Annotated in this window: 18 protein-coding genes and 5 tRNA genes; 6 read left to right on the forward strand and 17 right to left on the reverse strand. The window is 37.3% G+C overall.

Annotation, left to right across the window (positions count from 1 at the left end; translation table 11 throughout):
- Positions 1–58: 58 nt before the first annotated feature.
- The 3 genes from LQV47_RS01465 to LQV47_RS01475 are packed head-to-tail and all read right to left on the reverse strand — an operon-like array spanning position 59 to position 2,379.
- The gene (locus LQV47_RS01465; RefSeq protein WP_230033010.1) at positions 59–541 is read right to left on the reverse strand and encodes a GNAT family N-acetyltransferase; all 483 of its coding nucleotides are present in this window, start codon (positions 539–541) and stop codon (positions 59–61) included.
- A 13-nt stretch (positions 542–554) separates the two neighbouring features.
- Complete coding sequence (locus LQV47_RS01470; RefSeq protein WP_230033012.1) at positions 555–1,970, reverse strand: PLP-dependent aminotransferase family protein; 1,416 nt, start codon at positions 1,968–1,970, stop codon at positions 555–557.
- A 43-nt stretch (positions 1,971–2,013) separates the two neighbouring features.
- A complete protein-coding gene (locus LQV47_RS01475; protein ID WP_230033014.1) occupies positions 2,014–2,379 on the reverse strand; it encodes a hypothetical protein in 366 nt (121 codons plus the stop codon).
- Positions 2,380–2,524: 145 nt separating this feature from the next.
- Here LQV47_RS01475 and LQV47_RS01480 point away from each other — a divergent pair, with 145 nt between their 5' ends.
- Positions 2,525–3,172, forward strand: a complete 648-nt coding sequence (locus LQV47_RS01480) for a helix-turn-helix transcriptional regulator (protein WP_230033016.1) — start codon at positions 2,525–2,527, stop codon at positions 3,170–3,172.
- Between the two features lie 34 nt (positions 3,173–3,206).
- Complete coding sequence (locus LQV47_RS01485; RefSeq protein ID WP_230033018.1) at positions 3,207–3,542, forward strand: hypothetical protein; 336 nt, start codon at positions 3,207–3,209, stop codon at positions 3,540–3,542.
- Between the two features lie 44 nt (positions 3,543–3,586).
- On the opposite strand, the gene LQV47_RS01490 is transcribed toward LQV47_RS01485, so the two are convergent.
- The 5 genes from LQV47_RS01490 to LQV47_RS01510 all read right to left on the reverse strand — a co-directional run bounded on the left by LQV47_RS01490 (position 3,587) and on the right by LQV47_RS01510 (position 4,209).
- A tRNA-Leu gene (locus LQV47_RS01490) sits at positions 3,587–3,670 on the reverse strand.
- Positions 3,671–3,754: 84 nt separating this feature from the next.
- A tRNA-Leu gene (locus LQV47_RS01495) sits at positions 3,755–3,836 on the reverse strand.
- Positions 3,837–3,958: 122 nt separating this feature from the next.
- A tRNA-Leu gene (locus LQV47_RS01500) sits at positions 3,959–4,042 on the reverse strand.
- A 5-nt stretch (positions 4,043–4,047) separates the two neighbouring features.
- Positions 4,048–4,123, reverse strand: a tRNA-Gly gene (locus LQV47_RS01505).
- Between the two features lie 4 nt (positions 4,124–4,127).
- A tRNA-Leu gene (locus tag LQV47_RS01510) sits at positions 4,128–4,209 on the reverse strand.
- Between the two features lie 179 nt (positions 4,210–4,388).
- Here LQV47_RS01510 and LQV47_RS01515 point away from each other — a divergent pair.
- From LQV47_RS01515 to LQV47_RS01525, 3 genes are read left to right on the forward strand one after another with little or no spacing between them, the layout of a single operon-like run.
- Positions 4,389–4,766, forward strand: a complete 378-nt coding sequence (locus LQV47_RS01515) for a DUF3127 domain-containing protein (RefSeq protein WP_230033019.1) — start codon at positions 4,389–4,391, stop codon at positions 4,764–4,766.
- 56 nt (positions 4,767–4,822) lie between these two features.
- Positions 4,823–5,476, forward strand: coding sequence for a leucyl/phenylalanyl-tRNA--protein transferase (aat, locus tag LQV47_RS01520; RefSeq protein WP_230033029.1), 654 nt, complete (start codon positions 4,823–4,825; stop codon positions 5,474–5,476).
- Entirely contained in the window at positions 5,463–6,341 is an 879-nt protein-coding gene (locus LQV47_RS01525) for a DMT family transporter (RefSeq protein WP_230033031.1), read from the forward strand. Before aat ends, LQV47_RS01525 begins: the two co-directional genes overlap by 14 nt.
- A gap of 180 nt (positions 6,342–6,521) precedes the next feature.
- Here the strand turns inward: LQV47_RS01525 and LQV47_RS01530 are convergent, their stop codons facing one another.
- From LQV47_RS01530 to LQV47_RS01570, 9 genes are all read right to left on the reverse strand, one after another.
- The gene (locus LQV47_RS01530) at positions 6,522–7,901 is read right to left on the reverse strand and encodes a tetratricopeptide repeat protein (RefSeq protein WP_230033034.1); all 1,380 of its coding nucleotides are present in this window, start codon (positions 7,899–7,901) and stop codon (positions 6,522–6,524) included.
- Positions 7,902–8,107: 206 nt separating this feature from the next.
- A complete protein-coding gene (locus LQV47_RS01535) occupies positions 8,108–9,079 on the reverse strand; it encodes a zinc-binding alcohol dehydrogenase family protein (RefSeq protein ID WP_230033036.1) in 972 nt (323 codons plus the stop codon).
- A gap of 129 nt (positions 9,080–9,208) precedes the next feature.
- The gene (locus LQV47_RS01540) at positions 9,209–9,790 is read right to left on the reverse strand and encodes a Crp/Fnr family transcriptional regulator (RefSeq protein WP_230033038.1); all 582 of its coding nucleotides are present in this window, start codon (positions 9,788–9,790) and stop codon (positions 9,209–9,211) included.
- Positions 9,791–9,840: 50 nt separating this feature from the next.
- Positions 9,841–11,223, reverse strand: coding sequence for a phosphoglucosamine mutase (glmM, locus tag LQV47_RS01545; protein WP_230033041.1), 1,383 nt, complete (start codon positions 11,221–11,223; stop codon positions 9,841–9,843).
- Positions 11,224–11,293: 70 nt separating this feature from the next.
- Positions 11,294–12,061 (reverse strand): DUF4421 family protein, encoded by a 768-nt coding sequence (locus LQV47_RS01550; protein WP_354960278.1) that lies wholly within the window; start codon positions 12,059–12,061, stop codon positions 11,294–11,296.
- A complete protein-coding gene (locus LQV47_RS01555; RefSeq protein WP_230033043.1) occupies positions 12,013–12,309 on the reverse strand; it encodes a hypothetical protein in 297 nt (98 codons plus the stop codon). Before LQV47_RS01555 ends, LQV47_RS01550 begins: the two co-directional genes overlap by 49 nt.
- Positions 12,310–12,526: 217 nt before the next feature.
- A complete protein-coding gene (gene feoB, locus LQV47_RS01560; RefSeq protein WP_230033045.1) occupies positions 12,527–14,560 on the reverse strand; it encodes a ferrous iron transport protein B in 2,034 nt (677 codons plus the stop codon).
- Complete coding sequence (locus LQV47_RS01565; RefSeq protein WP_257189515.1) at positions 14,560–14,814, reverse strand: FeoA family protein; 255 nt, start codon at positions 14,812–14,814, stop codon at positions 14,560–14,562. Before LQV47_RS01565 ends, feoB begins: the two co-directional genes overlap by 1 nt.
- 142 nt (positions 14,815–14,956) lie before the next feature.
- Positions 14,957–15,871, reverse strand: a complete 915-nt coding sequence (locus tag LQV47_RS01570) for a GLPGLI family protein (protein ID WP_230033047.1) — start codon at positions 15,869–15,871, stop codon at positions 14,957–14,959.
- A 181-nt stretch (positions 15,872–16,052) separates the two neighbouring features.
- Between LQV47_RS01570 and LQV47_RS01575 the strand changes: the two genes are divergently transcribed.
- Positions 16,053–16,550 (forward strand): DinB family protein, encoded by a 498-nt coding sequence (locus LQV47_RS01575; protein WP_230033049.1) that lies wholly within the window; start codon positions 16,053–16,055, stop codon positions 16,548–16,550.
- The last annotated feature ends 5 nt before the right edge of the window (positions 16,551–16,555 follow it).

Consider the following 16,555-nt stretch of genomic DNA (forward strand, 5'->3'; position numbering starts at 1 on the left):
ATTTAGTTTTGATATTAGAACTCGGATATAATGTCCTTGTTCTAATATTTTTTTATAATCAGTTTTTAAGATCTAATTCCATCTGTACATCCACACGGTCATATCCTGCATTGGTAACCGGCATATGCTTAAATCCAAGTTTTTCATACAGTTTTATGGCTGGAACCAGAATTGAATTAGTTTCCAGAAACACTTTCTCAGCCTTTAGCTCCCTAGCTTTCTCTATTAAAGTATTTCCCAGCAGATATCCAATTTTCTTTCCCTGTGCTTTTGGACTTACTGCCATTTTTGAAAGTTCAAAAATAAGGAGCTCATTACTGTTTCTTACTAATGCACATGTTCCCACGGCTTCTCCATTAAGCAGAGCAAAAGCAATATGACCTCCTTTCTGCAAGATATGTTCTTCAGGATGATCCAACAGTTTATAATCACCGGGCTCCATCACAAAGAAATTACTGATCCATTCTTCATTTAAAGCTCTGAAAGCTTCTTTATATTGAGATTCATAGGCTATAATTTGTACTTTATTATTATCATTCATCTCTATGGGTGTATTAAATTTTATTTTTTATCATTTTACCAAGTTTCTCCAGGTCACTTTCTACACGGTCTGTCCATTCCAGGGCATAATTCAGCCTCATACAGTTCTGATACTGGTTATATTGTGAAAACATTCTGCCAGGGGCAAAGTTTACTTTCTGGCTTAATGCCTTATCATAAAGGTCTTCCGTACAGATCCTCTGATCCAGTTCCAGCCACAGCATAAAACCTCCTTTCGGTTCTGAAATTTTGGTGTTATCCGGAAAATATTGGGTAACAGATTTCTGAATCTGCAGGTAATTGGCATACAGTTTTTTCCTGAACATTCTCAAATGATGGTCGTACCGCCCATGTTCAAGGAAATCAGCAATGACATCTGAAAATAAAGACGGACTGGAAACTGTCTGAACCAGTTTCTGACGGATAATCTTATCTTTAAATTTCCCCGGGGCTACCCAGCCTACACGATATCCCGGGGCCAACGTTTTAGAAACAGATCCCACCCACATTACAATTCCGGCTTCATCATAGAATTTACAGGGCTTGGGTCTTCCTGCTCCAAAGTAAATATTTCCGTAAACATCATCTTCCACCAAAGGAACATTATATTCGGTAAGCATTCTTACCAGTTCCTTTTTGTTCTCATCAGGCATCTGAAATCCCAGCGGATTATTATAATTAACGACAAAGCAGCAAGCAGAAATCTTTGGCAGTACTTTTTTTAAAGCATCCAGATCTACTCCGGTGATAGGATGCGTTGGAATTTCCACCGCCTTCAATCCCAGCAGATGAATCGCCTGCAGTATTCCAAAATATACGGGACTTTCAATGGCTACGGAATCCCCGGGCTGGGTAACCGCCATCAGACAGTTATAGACTCCGTTCATCGCTCCGGAAGTGATGACAAGGTCGTCCTCTGTAATTTTCCCTTCCATTACAATCGACCATTTGGCAATTTCCCGGCGAAGATTTTCACTTCCCTGTACCGGTTCATAATTGGTCCCGCTATCACTGCTCTTCTTCATTACGTTAATCATACACTTCTTCATTTTAGCCACAGGAAGAAGGCTTTTTCCGGGAATACCCAGTGCAAACTGAGTAACATCTGTTCCGGCGATGGTTCCGAATACTTTGCCAATAAGGTCTTCCGGTGTTTTTTGTCCTTCTGAAACTTTCATTTTTGCAATAGAAGGTAAGGCCAGTTTTCGCTGGGAAGTCTGGCTTACGTAATAACCATATTTTGGGCGTGATTCCACCAGAGACCGGCTCTCCAGCTCCATATACGCCTGTTTTACAGTGTTTAAGCTAACATTATGCAATTTCTGGGCACTTCTTAGCGATGGCAGCCTGTCTCCAAACTGCAAGGTTTCGGTTTTAATCTGTTCGGTAACAGCATTGGCTATTTTTAGATACAAAACATCTTTAGACATTGATCAGGGTTTTACGTAAAAGTACACTTTTATCTATGCTTTATTAAAAATCCAGCCAGCTAATCATGCTTTTAATGCTGCTTTTTAACTGTTCCGGATTTCGAAAATTGGGCGTTGTATTCTTTTTGAAATAAGCTTCCACTTTTAAAGAAAATCTTTTCTTTTCTGCCTCGGAGATTCCCTTTTTATCATAGATTTTAAAGGCAATTTCTCCTTTTGTATTTATAATAAGACTGGCAAATGAAACAATTTCATCACCCTTTTTTGCCAGGAAAAACGGAACTCCAAAATCCGGACTTATCTTTGAAGTGTTCTGTGTCTGTAGAAATATTTTTTTCAGCGCCAACATATCTGAAATATAAACTTCAGCATATTGAAGCTGCCCGTGATGTTGAACGGTTGTTTCCATAATATCATGATTTAATGAAACAAAATTATGGAGGATTTACCTTTGGATACAGATACAGAAGAATGGAATATTACGGGTACAGATATGCTGCAAATCTCCAAATGCAAATGTTTTTATCCATCATATATTTTAAAATGCTCTATTTTTGCAAAAAAAATTAGACAATTTGAGTTTTTTTGGAAGTAATGTAAAGAAAATCAGACAGGCAAAAGGATTAAGCCAAAAGGCATTTGCCGATTTATTTGATTTAAGCAGAGGGGTAATAAGCTCTTATGAAGAAGGCCGCGCTGAGCCTAAAATAGAAACGATACTAAAGGTTGCCAACCATTTTAACCTTAGTCTTGATAAGCTTCTCATCGAAGCCGTACAGGTACATCAGTTAGCCAATGTTTCAGATATCAATCAGCTGATGCTTTTCCCGGAATTAGCTATAGAGGATAGCGATGAAACAAAAGCACCGGAAAACAATATTCAAAATACAACGGTTTTGCAAAAAATATTAGCATCGGTAGATTGGCTGTATGAATTTACGACTGAAAATCAGGTGTTATCACCCTATCAGTATGGAGATATTTTATTCCTGAATAAAGCAGATGTAAAAAGTGATTTGAACAGCCGTTTATTAGTACATACCAATGGCTGTTTACAATATGCTGTTGGAAACAATCCAGACCATAGAGGCAAACAGGAGCTTTATAAGATTGTGGGCTATGTTTCCACTGCTGAAAAGAATATTTTTGAGAGTATTTTTGAGAGACTGGAAAAACTGGAAAGGAATATACCACAATTATGAGGTGAGAATGAAGCCGAACAATTAATTAAAAACTATGAAAAGACTCTTCAATATACTCCTTATGCTTTTCTTCTATTCCTGTCGAGAAGCAGATTGTAATCAAGTAAAAAAAGTATACTATCCTGATGAATATTATATTTTCGTCACACAATCAAAGGTAGATCTTACATGGATAAAACTGGAGGGGTATGTTCCGGAAACCAATGGGCGGGCAAGCGTTATGGTTCACAACAACTGGGGTGTTGGTACGGATGAAATAGATTACGGTGATATTATACTAAAAAGAAGGGGAGAATTGCCACTTACCATCCATAAAAAAGATACAATTATCACTCATGATTGGTATTGCAGAGGAAAACCCTATCAATAATAGTACAATAAAAAACCCTCCGTATATATTACAGAGGGTTTTAGTACCCCGGGCGGGACTTGAACCCGCACGTTCTTACGAACACAGGATTTTAAGTCCTGCGTGTCTACCAGTTCCACCACCAGGGCGGGTGTGGAGCGAAAAAAAAGATTCAAACCTGAAGTTCCAATCTTTTCAAAGGCTGTAGACAACCTATTGAGTATTTCGCATAGTGCGGATGAAGGGACTCGAACCCCCACGCCTCACGGCACCAGATCCTAAGTCTGGCGTGGCTACCAATTACACCACATCCGCTGGTTGTATTGCTCTGTTTTCACAGATACAAACTCTATTTCTTACAAATATAAGACTTTATAATTACATAAGAGTCTCTATAAAAACAAAAAACCCTCCGTCACAAAGTACAGAGGGTTTTGTACCCCGGGCGGGACTTGAACCCGCACGTTCTTACGAACACAGGATTTTAAGTCCTGCGTGTCTACCAGTTCCACCACCAGGGCAGGTGTGGAGCGAAAAACGGGATTCGAACCCGCGACCCCAACCTTGGCAAGGTTGTGCTCTACCAGCTGAGCTATTTTCGCATAGTGCGGATGAAGGGACTCGAACCCCCACGCCTCACGGCACCAGATCCTAAGTCTGGCGTGGCTACCAATTACACCACATCCGCTGGTTTTTTTGTATTGTAAGTTTTAAAGAGCTTGCTTCGTTTTTGTGAGTGCAAATATAGGACAATTTACTTTACCTCCAAACTTTTCAGGAAAAAAAAATATTTTTTTTACATTTTTTTTCCCCGGCAGCTATTATTACGATTCATTTTCTTATTTTTACATCGTTAATATTTACGATATGGAATTACAAGGAACGGTAAAGAAACTTTTTGATGCTCAAACATTTGCGAGCGGATTTCAAAAAAGAGAAATGGTTATTTTAACTCAAGAACAGTATCCACAGCCGATAAACATAGAGTTTTTGTCTGATAAAATTAGTTTATTAGATAATCTTAAAGAAGGAGAGAACGTAAAGGTAGGAATCAACATCAGAGGTAGAGAATGGGTTTCTCCTCAAGGTGAGACTAAATACTTCAACTCTATTACGGGATGGAAAATAGAAAAAGTTTTTGATAATGGATCAGAGCCTACTCAGGCTATGCCTCAGCAGTCAGCTTCTCCTGTTTCTAACGAGAATCCGTTTGCCGGAGATGACGATGATGATTTACCTTTTTAATTAAGAAATAAAGATCAACTATAAATCCTGCTTTTTAAGTGGGATTTTTTTCTACAATGGTTCGATTAGACGAAAATGAGATTTCATTTCCTGACCCTGAAACGTATGACGGTCAGGATGGGTTAATTGCCTTTGGGGGCGATCTGTCTGTGGAACGGATATGGTTTGCTTACCAATTGGGGATTTTCCCATGGTATAACCCCGGAGAAGAAATTCTATGGTGGAGCCCTGATCCAAGGTTTGTGTTATTTCCTGATGAGATAAAAGTGTCTCAATCTATGCGGAAGATACTGAACAGAAATGTTTTTACGTTTTCAGAGAACCGGGACTTCAGAGGTGTCATTAAAGGCTGTCAGCAAACCAGTCGAAAAGGACAGGACGGAACCTGGCTTTCTGACGAACTGATGGAATCTTTCATTAAACTTCATGAATATGGCCTCGCCAAAAGCATAGAAGTCTGGCAGAATGACGAACTTGTAGGTGGGTTTTACGGATTACAGATCGGGAATTTATTTTGTGGTGAAAGCATGTTTGCCAAGGTAAGCAATGCTTCAAAGGCGGGCTTTATTCACTTTGTTCATAACCATAAAGATACTATTGAATTAATTGACTGCCAAACGCATACAGACCACCTGGAAAGCTTAGGAGCCCGTATGATTTCTAAAAAAGAATTTTTAAAAATTTTACACAAAAATAATGAACGCAGATAAAGAAAAATGGGTTCTTCTGGTTATCCTGAGTATTATTTGGGGGTCGTCATTTATTCTGATTAAAAAATCGCTGGAACATTTCAATCCGTTTCAGGTAGGATCATTAAGAGTTCTTATTGCAGGCCTTATTCTACTTCCTGTTGCTATTTCCAATTATAAACTTTTCCCGAAAAAGCACCTAAAATGGCTTATTCTTGCTGCTTTTACAGGAAATTTTATTCCTATGTTCTTATTTCCGATTGCAGAAACAGAGGTAAGCAGCAGTATTGCAGGAATTATCAATTCCATGATGCCTATTTTCGTTATTATTGTGGGTGCACTGATATGGAAGTTTGAAACGACTAAAAAACAGATCTTCGGAACATTGATAAGCTTCACAGGAGTTTGTATTCTGGCTTTTGGAGGTGGCAGCAGTGGAGAATTAAAAATAATTCCTATTTTGCTGTTATTACTGGCTACTTTATGCTACGCCGTAAGTACCACCACTGTAAAATCAAAGCTCATGGAAGTATCTTCCACCATCTTGTCGGCTTTTGTTTTTTCATTTGTCTTATTTTTCCCTTCCCTTATTGCTTTAACAAGTACAGGATTCTTTTCTGAATTTACTTTTTCGAAGGACAATATGCTCGGGTTATTATTTGTCAGTCTCTTATCTGTCTTCGGAACAGGACTGGCCATGATGATGAACTATCGTTTACTGAAAGTTTCTACTCCTCTTTTTGCATCTACGGTTACCTTGGTAATGCCAATTGTTGCTATTATCTGGGGAATTATAGATGGTGAACAGCTGACTTATATGCAGTTTATAGGAGCAGGGATAATTATTGCCGGATTGATATTCCTGAGAACTATCCCCAAAAAATAATTTACAACGGAAAACAGTATTAGATTTGAACGAAAATTTCCTCAATACTTCTTCTGACAAACGTATTTACGAATACGGCCGTTCATAAAAAATCCCGCATTGCTGCAGGATTTCTGTTTATATTAAGATTAAATGTAAAGATTATTCAACCGAACCCGGGGTATCCCTGATTCTTTTCGTTTAATTCTTCTTAACCTTACTGGCTTTCACTTTTTTCACTTCGTCTTTAATGAATGGATATTTTTTCTGCATATCCTTTGCCAGACTTGGGTCCAGGTCTAATGCTTTCTGAAGGGATTCCATTCCTTTATCCTTTTCTTTCAGATTGAAAAAACAATTACTTAACTGATAAAATAATTCAGCTCTGTAGTGTTTTTTAATCGCATTGTTTAAAATGGTTACTGCTTCTTCATATTCACCTAAAAGCATCAATACTTCCGAATATGCATACCAGTTGTAAAATCTTGAAGGTTCATCCGCTACCAGCTTCTTAAGACAGGAAAGGCTCTCTTCGAATTTTCCTGAATCAATGAATAAAAACGCCAATCTTTTTTGATAATCAAGGTTATTTTCATTCAGTTGAGTCGCTTCTTTAGCAAAATGCAGCGCTTCGGACATTCCTCCCATTTCTTCATACAGATAAGACTGCTCCATCATCGCAAGATAAAACTGAGGGTCTTCTCTTAGCGATTTCTGAAATGAATTTAATGCTAAAATAGGCTGTTTTAAAGCTTTATGGCATAATCCGATCTTATAAAAGGTGAATGCTTTTGTATATTCCAGCTCAAGCATTTCCTCATATACTTCAATTGACTTCTGATATTGCCCCAATGCTTCATAACAAGCAGCCTTATTTGCATATACTCCCACAGAACTGGAATTGATTGCCAATAGGTAATCATATCCCCTGATCGCTTCTTCGAAATTCTTTCTGTTAAAATAGAACTGACCATATTCGAACCAAGCGGTTTCCGAATAGGAAAACTCATCTAAATATTCATTAAGAAAGGCAATAGCCTCCTCGCTCTTATTCAAATCACTGAAGCACACCATACAGTTTTCTAATGCATATTCATCAGTAGGATCTTCTTTCAATGCTTTTCTGTAGTGTTTAAGAGCGTTAAAAGGGTCTCCAAGATTCACATATTCATCTGCAATAAAATTGTGAAGGAAGTTTTCTTCTTCCCCCAGTTCAAGTGCTTTCTTACAAATTTCAATGGATTTTCTAGGATTTCCTAAGTTCGAATAATATTTGGCATAGCAAACCAAAAAGTCTGTATGCTCCATAGAGGAACCTTTCAGCTCATTGATAAGCTCTTTAGCTGTAGTATACTCTTCCCACTCCAACAGAATTTCAAGCTTTTTAATCTTGATATCTAAAGAATTGGGATGAAGTTTGAGACCAAAATTAACCGCCATATCAGCGTAATTAAAATCTCCCAGCTCCAAATAATACACAATAATGTCTTCCAACTCTTCTGTGTCAAAGTAGAATTCATCATTATTTTCCATCATTTCCTCGAACTTCTTTACAAGTTCATTTCCAAAATACTCTTCCAATAGTGTCCTCTTTGTCGGTCCGATGCCTGAATTTACTTACAGACCTCGGCAAACTTATTAATTAATGATACATCTGAAACTGATATTCAAATATTTATGCAAAGTTGCAATTTTTTTTTGAATTTTCCATTTCGTAATTTCTATTATAAAAATAGTAAAAAAAGAAAACAGATAAAAGGATTGTGGATAAAAAAATCAAATTGTTATTAAATTCTTATCACCAGTCTCTTTCCATTTTGAATTTCTTTATTCCAGGCAGATTCAATATATTCTAAATCAATAACTTCTGTTTCTATTTTAATTTTTCCTTCAGTAGCGGCCTGAAACATTCCCGGAATTATTTCTGAAAATAAAAGTTGGGACTCTTCTTTTGTCCAGCTTCCCAGCCCTGATCCTGAAATCTGAATGTCTGTTCCTCTTAAAATCTGTGAAGATAACTGAATATGGTCTCCACTCATTCCTCCTACAGAAACCAATTTTGTCTTATGAGAAAATGTTCCGTCTCCTTTAAGAGCCGTCAGGATCATTTCTACAGACTGTCCCCAAATATAATCTAAGATGACATCAATAGGGGTTTCAGCGTGGATCTCTTTAATTTTCTGTTTAAAACTTTCATCATCACGCAGTAAAGAAACAGCTTCATCGGCTCCCAGCTCAAGCAGAGATTGTAGTGCGGCTTCGTTTCTTCCGGTAACAATCACTTTTCCTGCTCCGTATAGCTTCGCAATCTGAACGGCTATCCTTCCCGTAATTCCGGTTGCACCATTAATTAAAATGGTATCTCCTTGCTGCATTTCCGCTTTGCATTTTAACCCCATTGCCGAACCCATCACTGCATTGGGCAATGCTGCAGCTACAGAAAAATCAAGGTTTTCCGGAATGGGCACCACCAATTGCCGGTCTGCCACAACTTTCTCTGCCACACTCCCCTTTTTACTGAAAAAATATACTTTAGTTCCGTTTTCAAGATATCCTACACCATCTGAGCCAATAATTTTAGGATGGAACACCTCGTTATCAGCAGAATAGTGATTTCCACTGGCTCTGGCTTTGTCCAGGTTTTTAATAGATGCAGCCTTCACCGAAACTAAAACGTCGTTATCTTTTATGATTTCCGGTTCCGGAAAATCTGTGTATTGAGGAATGCTTCCTTTTTCAAATACTACTGCTGCTTTCATTGTTTTAAATTTTATACAAATTTATCTCGTAAGAAAGGCTTAGAGCAATAACATTTGTTATCAGATTGGAATAATTGCGCAGAGAGCCGGAGGTAATTATTGTTTTAAAATAATCCCTGAAAATAGTTTTCAGAAAGGTTTATCTTTCAGTATTTTGCTTTTTATCCTGCTGAGATGAACCGTTGTAATCCCGAGATATGAAGCAATATAATGCTGGGGCACTCTTTTGATGATCTCAGGCTTTTCTTTCATCAGATTAAGATAACGCTGCTGTGGGGTATCTTTAATAAATGAAAAGAAGTGCTTCATATAATCAAACATTCTTTCAAAAAAAGCGTCCATCAACAGGGTCCTAAGTTCAGGATATTCATACACTTCTTCCAGAAAAGCATCTACATCAGGCTTTCCGATTTTATATAAAATACAAGGTTCTATTGTTTCGAAAGAAACCATGCTTGGAAGTCCTTTTTTAAAGCTTTCAAGAGAAGAAAACATTGTATTTTCAAGAAAAAACTGAAAGGTAACATCTTTACCATCATTATTATACCATGCCCGGACAACCCCTTTTTCAAGATAATATGCATTACAGGAGACTTCATTTTCTTGTAATAACAGCGTTTTGACCGGAACTTCGATCCTTTCAAAAGTGTTCAGAGACTTCCGCCATTTTTCTTTAGGGAAGGGAAATTTGTCTTTTATATGCTCAAACATGGGATACAAAAAAGAACGGAGCTAGATGGCATCCGTTCTTTAGGTTTTATTTAAATTAAACTTTTGATCTTAGCGATGATATCATCTCCCAATTTATCGGCTTCCTCCTGAGATTTAGCTTCTGTATAAATTCTGATAATCGGTTCTGTATTGGATTTTCTAAGGTGAACCCAATTGTTTTCAAAGTCTATTTTAACACCATCCACTATAGAAACTTCTTCGTTTTTATATTCCAGCTCCATTTTGCTTAAAATATCATCTACGTTGATCTCCGGTGTAAGTTCTATTTTCTTCTTCCCCATAAAATAACTTGGATATCCTGCTCTCAATTCAGATACTGTTTTATTTTCTTTTGCCAGATGGGTTAAAAACAATGCTACTCCCACTAAAGAATCTCTTCCGTAATGCAGTTCAGGATAGATAATTCCTCCGTTTCCTTCTCCTCCGATCACTGCATTTTTATCCTTCATTAAAGTAACTACATTTACTTCTCCTACGGCACTTGCAAAGTATTCTGAATGGTGGGTTTGAGCTACGTCTCTCAAGGCACGACTTGATGAAAGGTTAGAAATTGCCACTCCATTTTTATGTTTCAACAGGTAATCTGCTACAGCCACCAAAGTATACTCTTCGCCGAACATTTCTCCTTTTTCATCAATTAGGGCCAATCTGTCTACATCCGGATCTACAACAACTCCCAGGTCTGCTTTTTCTTTAATCACCAGCTCGCAGATATCTCCCAAGTGTTCTTTTAAAGGTTCCGGGTTGTGTGGAAACTGTCCTGTAGGTTCACAATACAGTTTAACGGTCTCACAGCCAAGCTTATCTAATAACATAGGAATAGCGATCCCACCTGTAGAATTTACCGCATCCAGTACCACTTTAAATTTTTTAGCTTTAATGGCCTCTACATCTACCATTGGCAGCTCCAGGATCTGCTGAATATGGATATCAAAAGCATCATCTCTTGTTTCGTAATTCCCAAGATCATCTACCTCCGCATAGTTGAAATCTTCACTTTCTGCTAAAGCAAGTACATCTGCACCGTTTTCTCCACTGATGAATTCTCCTTTTTCATTCAGTAATTTCAGGGCATTCCATTGTTTTGGATTGTGAGAAGCGGTAAGGATAATTCCTCCGTCGGCTTTCAATTCCGGTACCATGATCTCTACTGTAGGTGTTGTAGAAAGGCCTAAATCTACCACATTGATACCCAGCCCCTGTAAAGTAGCGGTAACCAGAGAAGAAACCATCTGACCGGATATTCTTGCATCTCTACCGATCACAAGGGTTAAATTTTTTTTATTTTTATTATTCTGAAGCCAGGTTCCGAAAGCCGAAGCAAATTTCACCACATCAAGCGGAGTCAGGTTATCATTTACTCTTCCTCCTATGGTTCCTCTAATTCCTGAAATAGATTTAATTAACGACATTATATTTTGATTGTTTGATTGTTTTCTTTCTATATTTTTCTACGCAAAGATACTTAAAAGACTCTTGAACTTATAAAACAGGAATCTTTTTTTGAATTTTATCATAGGTATTTTTTACAACTTTCGGAGGGGCAAAACGATACCCTATATACAGCAGACCATAGAGGTTATTATTTTCCACAGTCTGGTTATTTTTCTGATCATAGGCATAGGCACTGAAATTCATTTTTCCTCCGAATAAAAAGCGGTCTGTATTGTATCCTATATGAAGTCCTCCTTCCATCCTTATGGTTACATACTGCGCATTGACCCGCGATTTATCACTCAGGTTTTCATAATAACTGGAGAATTTTCCACCGAGGCCTAATGCTAAATAGGGAGCAATATGCACCTTTTTACCAATCACCCAATTGTAGAAATATCCCATATTGGCTCCGATTTTATATTGGATTTCTTTGCTCTTCTGCCCATCTGTTATATTGGTAAAAAGGCTTATATCATAGTCCAGGAAAGGAACCCAGCTGCCACTGCTTTTTTTCTGCCATTCTCCCTGGGTATAGATACTTTTGGCTGAGAAATTTTCATTGAGAACATATGCGGTAGATCCTCCGAAACTTTGTACCCTGAAGTCCGGGAACTGGATATATGCATCTTTCCCTTCCTGCCAGCCGGGAAGAAAATCTTTCATGTTTTCCAGATAAAATCCTTTTACGTTTTTATAGTAGAGGGTCTGAATAAATTTTTTGGGAAATAGCCGTAAGCTAAAGTCTGTATAAGAACTCTTTCCTTTCAGCTCATCATCGTTATTGCCTGAAATAAAATGGGGTGAAAAAGACAGGGTGCACTTATTATTTTATAGTCAACAGAGAAGGAAGTCCTTGTTTTGTTGTTGATTGAAAATGTCATTTGGTTTTCATTTTTTCCTTCTCCCTGCGAAAAAATATAACTTTCAATATTGGTATCAATATTGGCACGGATCATCACCTGATCTGTATAGGATTTTATATTCGTGGTATCGCTTTGTGCTCTTCCATAGAACGCAAAGAAAAGAAATAAGAAAACAAAGATTGCTTTTGAAAGCTTCAAACTGAATTTCTAAATTAAAAAAATAAATTTACTACATTTTTTTAATTAATTATTTTAATTCAATATTAAGAACAGCCGCAATCTTTATCACAATTTGTTCTTTTGGAACTGAATTTTTTGGGTGCAAAATTCTTTCTGAGTATCTTAAATAAAGAATAACAGGCAAATGCTACTATTACAAAGATAATGACGTATTGAAAAACTAATGATGAATCCATTATTTTAAAATCTGATATGCTATCATCGACACAAAATATGCCAAACCTGTCATCATGACTACCTGAAAGCCGGTCCACTTCCAGCTTTTGGTTTCTCTGTAGACTACTGCCAGTGTAGAAACACACTGCATTGCAAATGCATAAAATAAAAGTACTGAAACTCCTGTAGCAAAGCTAAAGACTTTTTCTCCGTTTGGCTTTACATCCCGTCTCATTTTATCAATTACTTTTACCTCCGGCGCATCATCTTCAAGACTGTATAGTGTAGACATTGTTCCCACAAAAACCTCTCGTGCAACGAAGCTGGTAAGAATTCCAACTCCCATTTTCCAGTCATATCCAAGCGGAGCAATGACAGGCTCTATTCCTTTACCCATTTTTGCAAGGTAAGAATGGTCGAGCTCTACATTGGTTGCTACAAATTCATCAGGCTGCTGCTTGGGTCCGAAGTAACTCAGGAACCATATAATGATACTTACAATGAAAATAATTTTACCTGCTCCGGTAATAAAGTCCCAGACTTTACCTAAAACCATCTTAAGATCATATCCGAAGAGCGGTTTTTTATAAGCCGGCAAATCCATTACCAGATAGGTTTTACCTTTATGCTTAATAAATCCTTTAAGAATGGCTGCAGAGAATAATGCTACCAGAAAGCCCAGAAGATACATCCCCATCAGCACCAATGCCTTATATTTTACCCCTAAAAATGTTCCTTCAGAAATAATAAGCCCAATAATGATACTGTATACCGGAAGCCTTGCAGAACACGTCATAAAGGGAGTCACCAGGATAGTCAGCAATCTTTCTTTAACGTTTTCAATATTCCTTGTAGAGATCACTGCAGGAATTGCACAAGCCGTTCCTGAAACAAGAGGAACAATACTTTTCCCATTGAGTCCGAATGGCCGCAGAAGCCTGTCCATCAGGAATACTACCCTTGCCATATATCCTGAATCTTCCAGTAGGTAAAGGAAGTACAGTAGAATTCCGATCTGGGGTGCAAATACAACAATTCCTCCTATACCCGGAACAATTCCGTTTGAAATCAGTGAATTGACAGGTCCTTCCGGAAGATGCTCTGCTGTAAAGGCTGCAAGCCATGAGAAAGATTCCTCAATCCAGCTCATAGGATATTCTGCCAGGAAAAATACACTTTGAAAAATAACTAATAAAATGGCTAAAAATACTACATATCCCCAAAATTTGTGAACCAAAACCTTATCCAGCTTTTCCGTTAACAATTCTTTGAACTGAGGTTTTTTAGTAATTACATTTTCTAAGATTTTATCTACATTCTGATATCTCCTAACTGTTTCCTGAACCTGTAATCTTTTAGGTACCAAACTTTTAGAATCTGCTTCATTAAGCTGATCCATTACAGATTCTATTCTTCCCAGGTCTGTACCTAACGAAAGGCTCATCCATGCTTTATATTCGTTATCAAAACCTTTATGTGAAGCCAGTTTCCGTATAAAATCCCTGTGTTCGTTCGGTGTTTCAAATGAAATCTTATCTGCTTTTACAAATTGGTTATTGTAAACGGCTTCTCTTACTTCATCTATACCAATATGTTCTTTGGCATTTGTCTGAATGATCGTAATACCTAAGGCTTTGGAAAACTGTTGAATATCTATATTAATCCCTCTTCTTTCCGCCTGGTCAATCTGATTGACAATCAGAATCATGGGAACGCCGAGATCCTGAATCTGCTGAAACAAAAGAAGGCCTCTTTTCAGACTTAATGCTTCAAGAATATAAACAACTCCGGCATAGTTTTCCTGTTCATCGATAAGATATTTTGAAAAAATAGCCTCATCTTCAGAACTTGGATACACACTGTATGATCCGGGCAGATCTACTACCTCAACATCTTCATTTTTATAGGTATAATTCCCGGAATAACTGGCAACAGTTACCCCGGCATAATTTCCGGTCTTCTGCTTTTTATTACAAAGTGTATTGAAAACCGTAGATTTTCCTACATTCGGGTTTCCTACTAAAAGTATTTGTTTTTTCTTGTTTGCCTGCATTAATTCAATTCTTCAACAATGATGTAATCTCCTTCTTCCTCACGAAGAGCAATCCGGCTTTTCTCTACTCCAAACTCTACATACATTGGCCCATTGAATGGAGCCTGATACAAAATCCTGAAAAAAGTCTCCGGAAGAAGCCCCATTTCAATGATTTTATTGGGCATTTTCAGATGGTCATTATCATAGCCCAATATCTTCCCCATTTTGTTTTTGGGAAATCCACTTAATTTATGTAATCCTTTCTCTTTCAAAGCCTGATTTTTAGTGTTGCAAATATACGTTATTTAAATTTAATCTAAATAACAACAGATATGAAAGAAATCAACCCAAATACATTGCTGTATCTGGGTTGATTTGAATATAATTTAGTTGATATGAAGTCTGTTCTGATTTTTATTTTTCTGCTTTTTCTACAGCTCCTACGCTTAATTTGGTGTAAGGAGGCTCCACAGGGTTATCATTAGCGTTATAAAAGTCTTTATACTGTTTTTCCTGCTTTTTCATCATGTCTCCAATAGTCCCGTCCATACCCGGAATTGTTTTAGACATCATCTCCTGGGTAATCATTGGCCTTACAGAAGCAAAAGGATCCTTCTTAAAATCATTGAATGTTTTTTCAAACTTTTCTCTAGGCAGATCTTTAACCTTTCCTCCTGAAGCCTGCATCAAATGTTCAATGTAAGAGAACTCTGTATAATCTTTCACTTTTTTATTCCCCTGTAATACCCATGAATAATTTTTCTCTGAATCTTCTATTTTTACAATAAGCCCTGGAAGACCATAAAACTTGTACGGTCCGTCCTGGAAAGGAATATCTGTTGTAAACCATGCCGTCCATTTTCTATCACCAAATTCTGTAGTGGCCTTCTGGGTATTGTACTCACCTATCTTTTGTTTGTCGCCAAGAATCTTCCAGTTGAACTTTAAGTTTTCACTATATCCAATATTGGTAGGTGTAAAACCATTTGCAATTTTGTCAACATACTGAATTCCCATACCTGGATACGTTTTATATATCCTTGCTGAAATCTTTGGCGTTTTAATGGTTTTTGAAAGGTCTTTCATAGTCCCGGCCTTCTGCATTGCCTCTATTTCTATTTTCATAATAGAATCTTGTGCAATAACGGTATAATCCTGATAAACAGATCTGTTTTTATCTGTAATATCCAGGATAGTAATCACTTTATCCATTTTTGCAGAATCTTTCTTGGGCTTAAAGGTAAGCTCATAAAAGAACCGGTTAGCTGTTTCCTGTGCACTTGCTGCTGCAAAAAGAGCTATAAAGAATATGGAAAATAGCTTTTTCATTTTAATCAAGTTTATTAATTAGTAATCGGATGTGAACTTTTGTTACAGTTTTTCTTCATTTTTATTTTCATGAGGGTTAATTTTCGCCTGATCAGAAAGGCAAATTATAAAAATTATGATTTTGTTAAAACATTTCAAGTTTTAAAAGAAGTATCTTTAATATTCTAAAAACCAAAATATTATGGACACTTTATCACAATTAAAATCCGAACTGGAGGGAGAATTTCAAACAACAAAAAAATTCATTGAACTCTTTCCTGAAGGGAAAAATGATTATGCTCCTCATGAAAAAAGTATGAAAATGATGCCTCTTGCTACACATCTTGTGGAAGTTTTCGAATGGCCGAATACTATTTTAAACACTTCGGAACTGGATTTTGCCAAGGGAGGATACCAGCCCACTGTTCTTTCCACAAAAGAGGATCTTTTAAAGAAACTTGATCACGATTATCAATCCGGAAAAGCAGCTTTAGAAAATGCCTCCGAAGACCAGTTAAATCCAAGCTGGACGATTAAAAATGACGGGCATGAACTGGCAAGCTGGAGCAAGTATGGAGCGATCCGTCATGCTTTAAACCAGATTACTCATCACCGGGCACAATTGGGAGTTTATTACAGGCTCAATAACATTCCTCTTCCCGGAAGCTATGGCCCGTCTGCAGATCAGCAAAGCTTTTAATACTT

It is taken from the genome of Chryseobacterium sp. Bi04 (assembly GCF_918698085.1).
Taxonomy (GTDB): domain Bacteria; phylum Bacteroidota; class Bacteroidia; order Flavobacteriales; family Weeksellaceae; genus Chryseobacterium.

Bases quoted from the DNA above. Each gene is read 5' to 3' on its own strand.
- LQV47_RS01540 (WP_230033038.1), bottom strand. From the start codon at position 9,790: ATGTTTGAGCATATAAAAGACAAATTTCCCTTCCCTAAAGAAAAATGG.
- LQV47_RS01575 (WP_230033049.1), top strand. From the start codon at position 16,053: ATGGACACTTTATCACAATTAAAATCCGAACTGGAGGGAGAATTTCAA.
- aat (WP_230033029.1), top strand. From the start codon at position 4,823: ATGGTTCGATTAGACGAAAATGAGATTTCATTTCCTGACCCTGAAACG.
- feoB (WP_230033045.1), bottom strand. From the start codon at position 14,560: ATGCAGGCAAACAAGAAAAAACAAATACTTTTAGTAGGAAACCCGAAT.
- glmM (WP_230033041.1), bottom strand. From the start codon at position 11,223: ATGTCGTTAATTAAATCTATTTCAGGAATTAGAGGAACCATAGGAGGA.
- LQV47_RS01570 (WP_230033047.1), bottom strand. From the start codon at position 15,871: ATGAAAAAGCTATTTTCCATATTCTTTATAGCTCTTTTTGCAGCAGCA.
- LQV47_RS01465 (WP_230033010.1), bottom strand. From the start codon at position 541: ATGAATGATAATAATAAAGTACAAATTATAGCCTATGAATCTCAATAT.
- LQV47_RS01525 (WP_230033031.1), top strand. From the start codon at position 5,463: ATGAACGCAGATAAAGAAAAATGGGTTCTTCTGGTTATCCTGAGTATT.
- LQV47_RS01515 (WP_230033019.1), top strand. From the start codon at position 4,389: ATGGAATTACAAGGAACGGTAAAGAAACTTTTTGATGCTCAAACATTT.
- LQV47_RS01535 (WP_230033036.1), bottom strand. From the start codon at position 9,079: ATGAAAGCAGCAGTAGTATTTGAAAAAGGAAGCATTCCTCAATACACA.
- LQV47_RS01485 (WP_230033018.1), top strand. From the start codon at position 3,207: ATGAAAAGACTCTTCAATATACTCCTTATGCTTTTCTTCTATTCCTGT.
- LQV47_RS01475 (WP_230033014.1), bottom strand. From the start codon at position 2,379: ATGGAAACAACCGTTCAACATCACGGGCAGCTTCAATATGCTGAAGTT.
- LQV47_RS01470 (WP_230033012.1), bottom strand. From the start codon at position 1,970: ATGTCTAAAGATGTTTTGTATCTAAAAATAGCCAATGCTGTTACCGAA.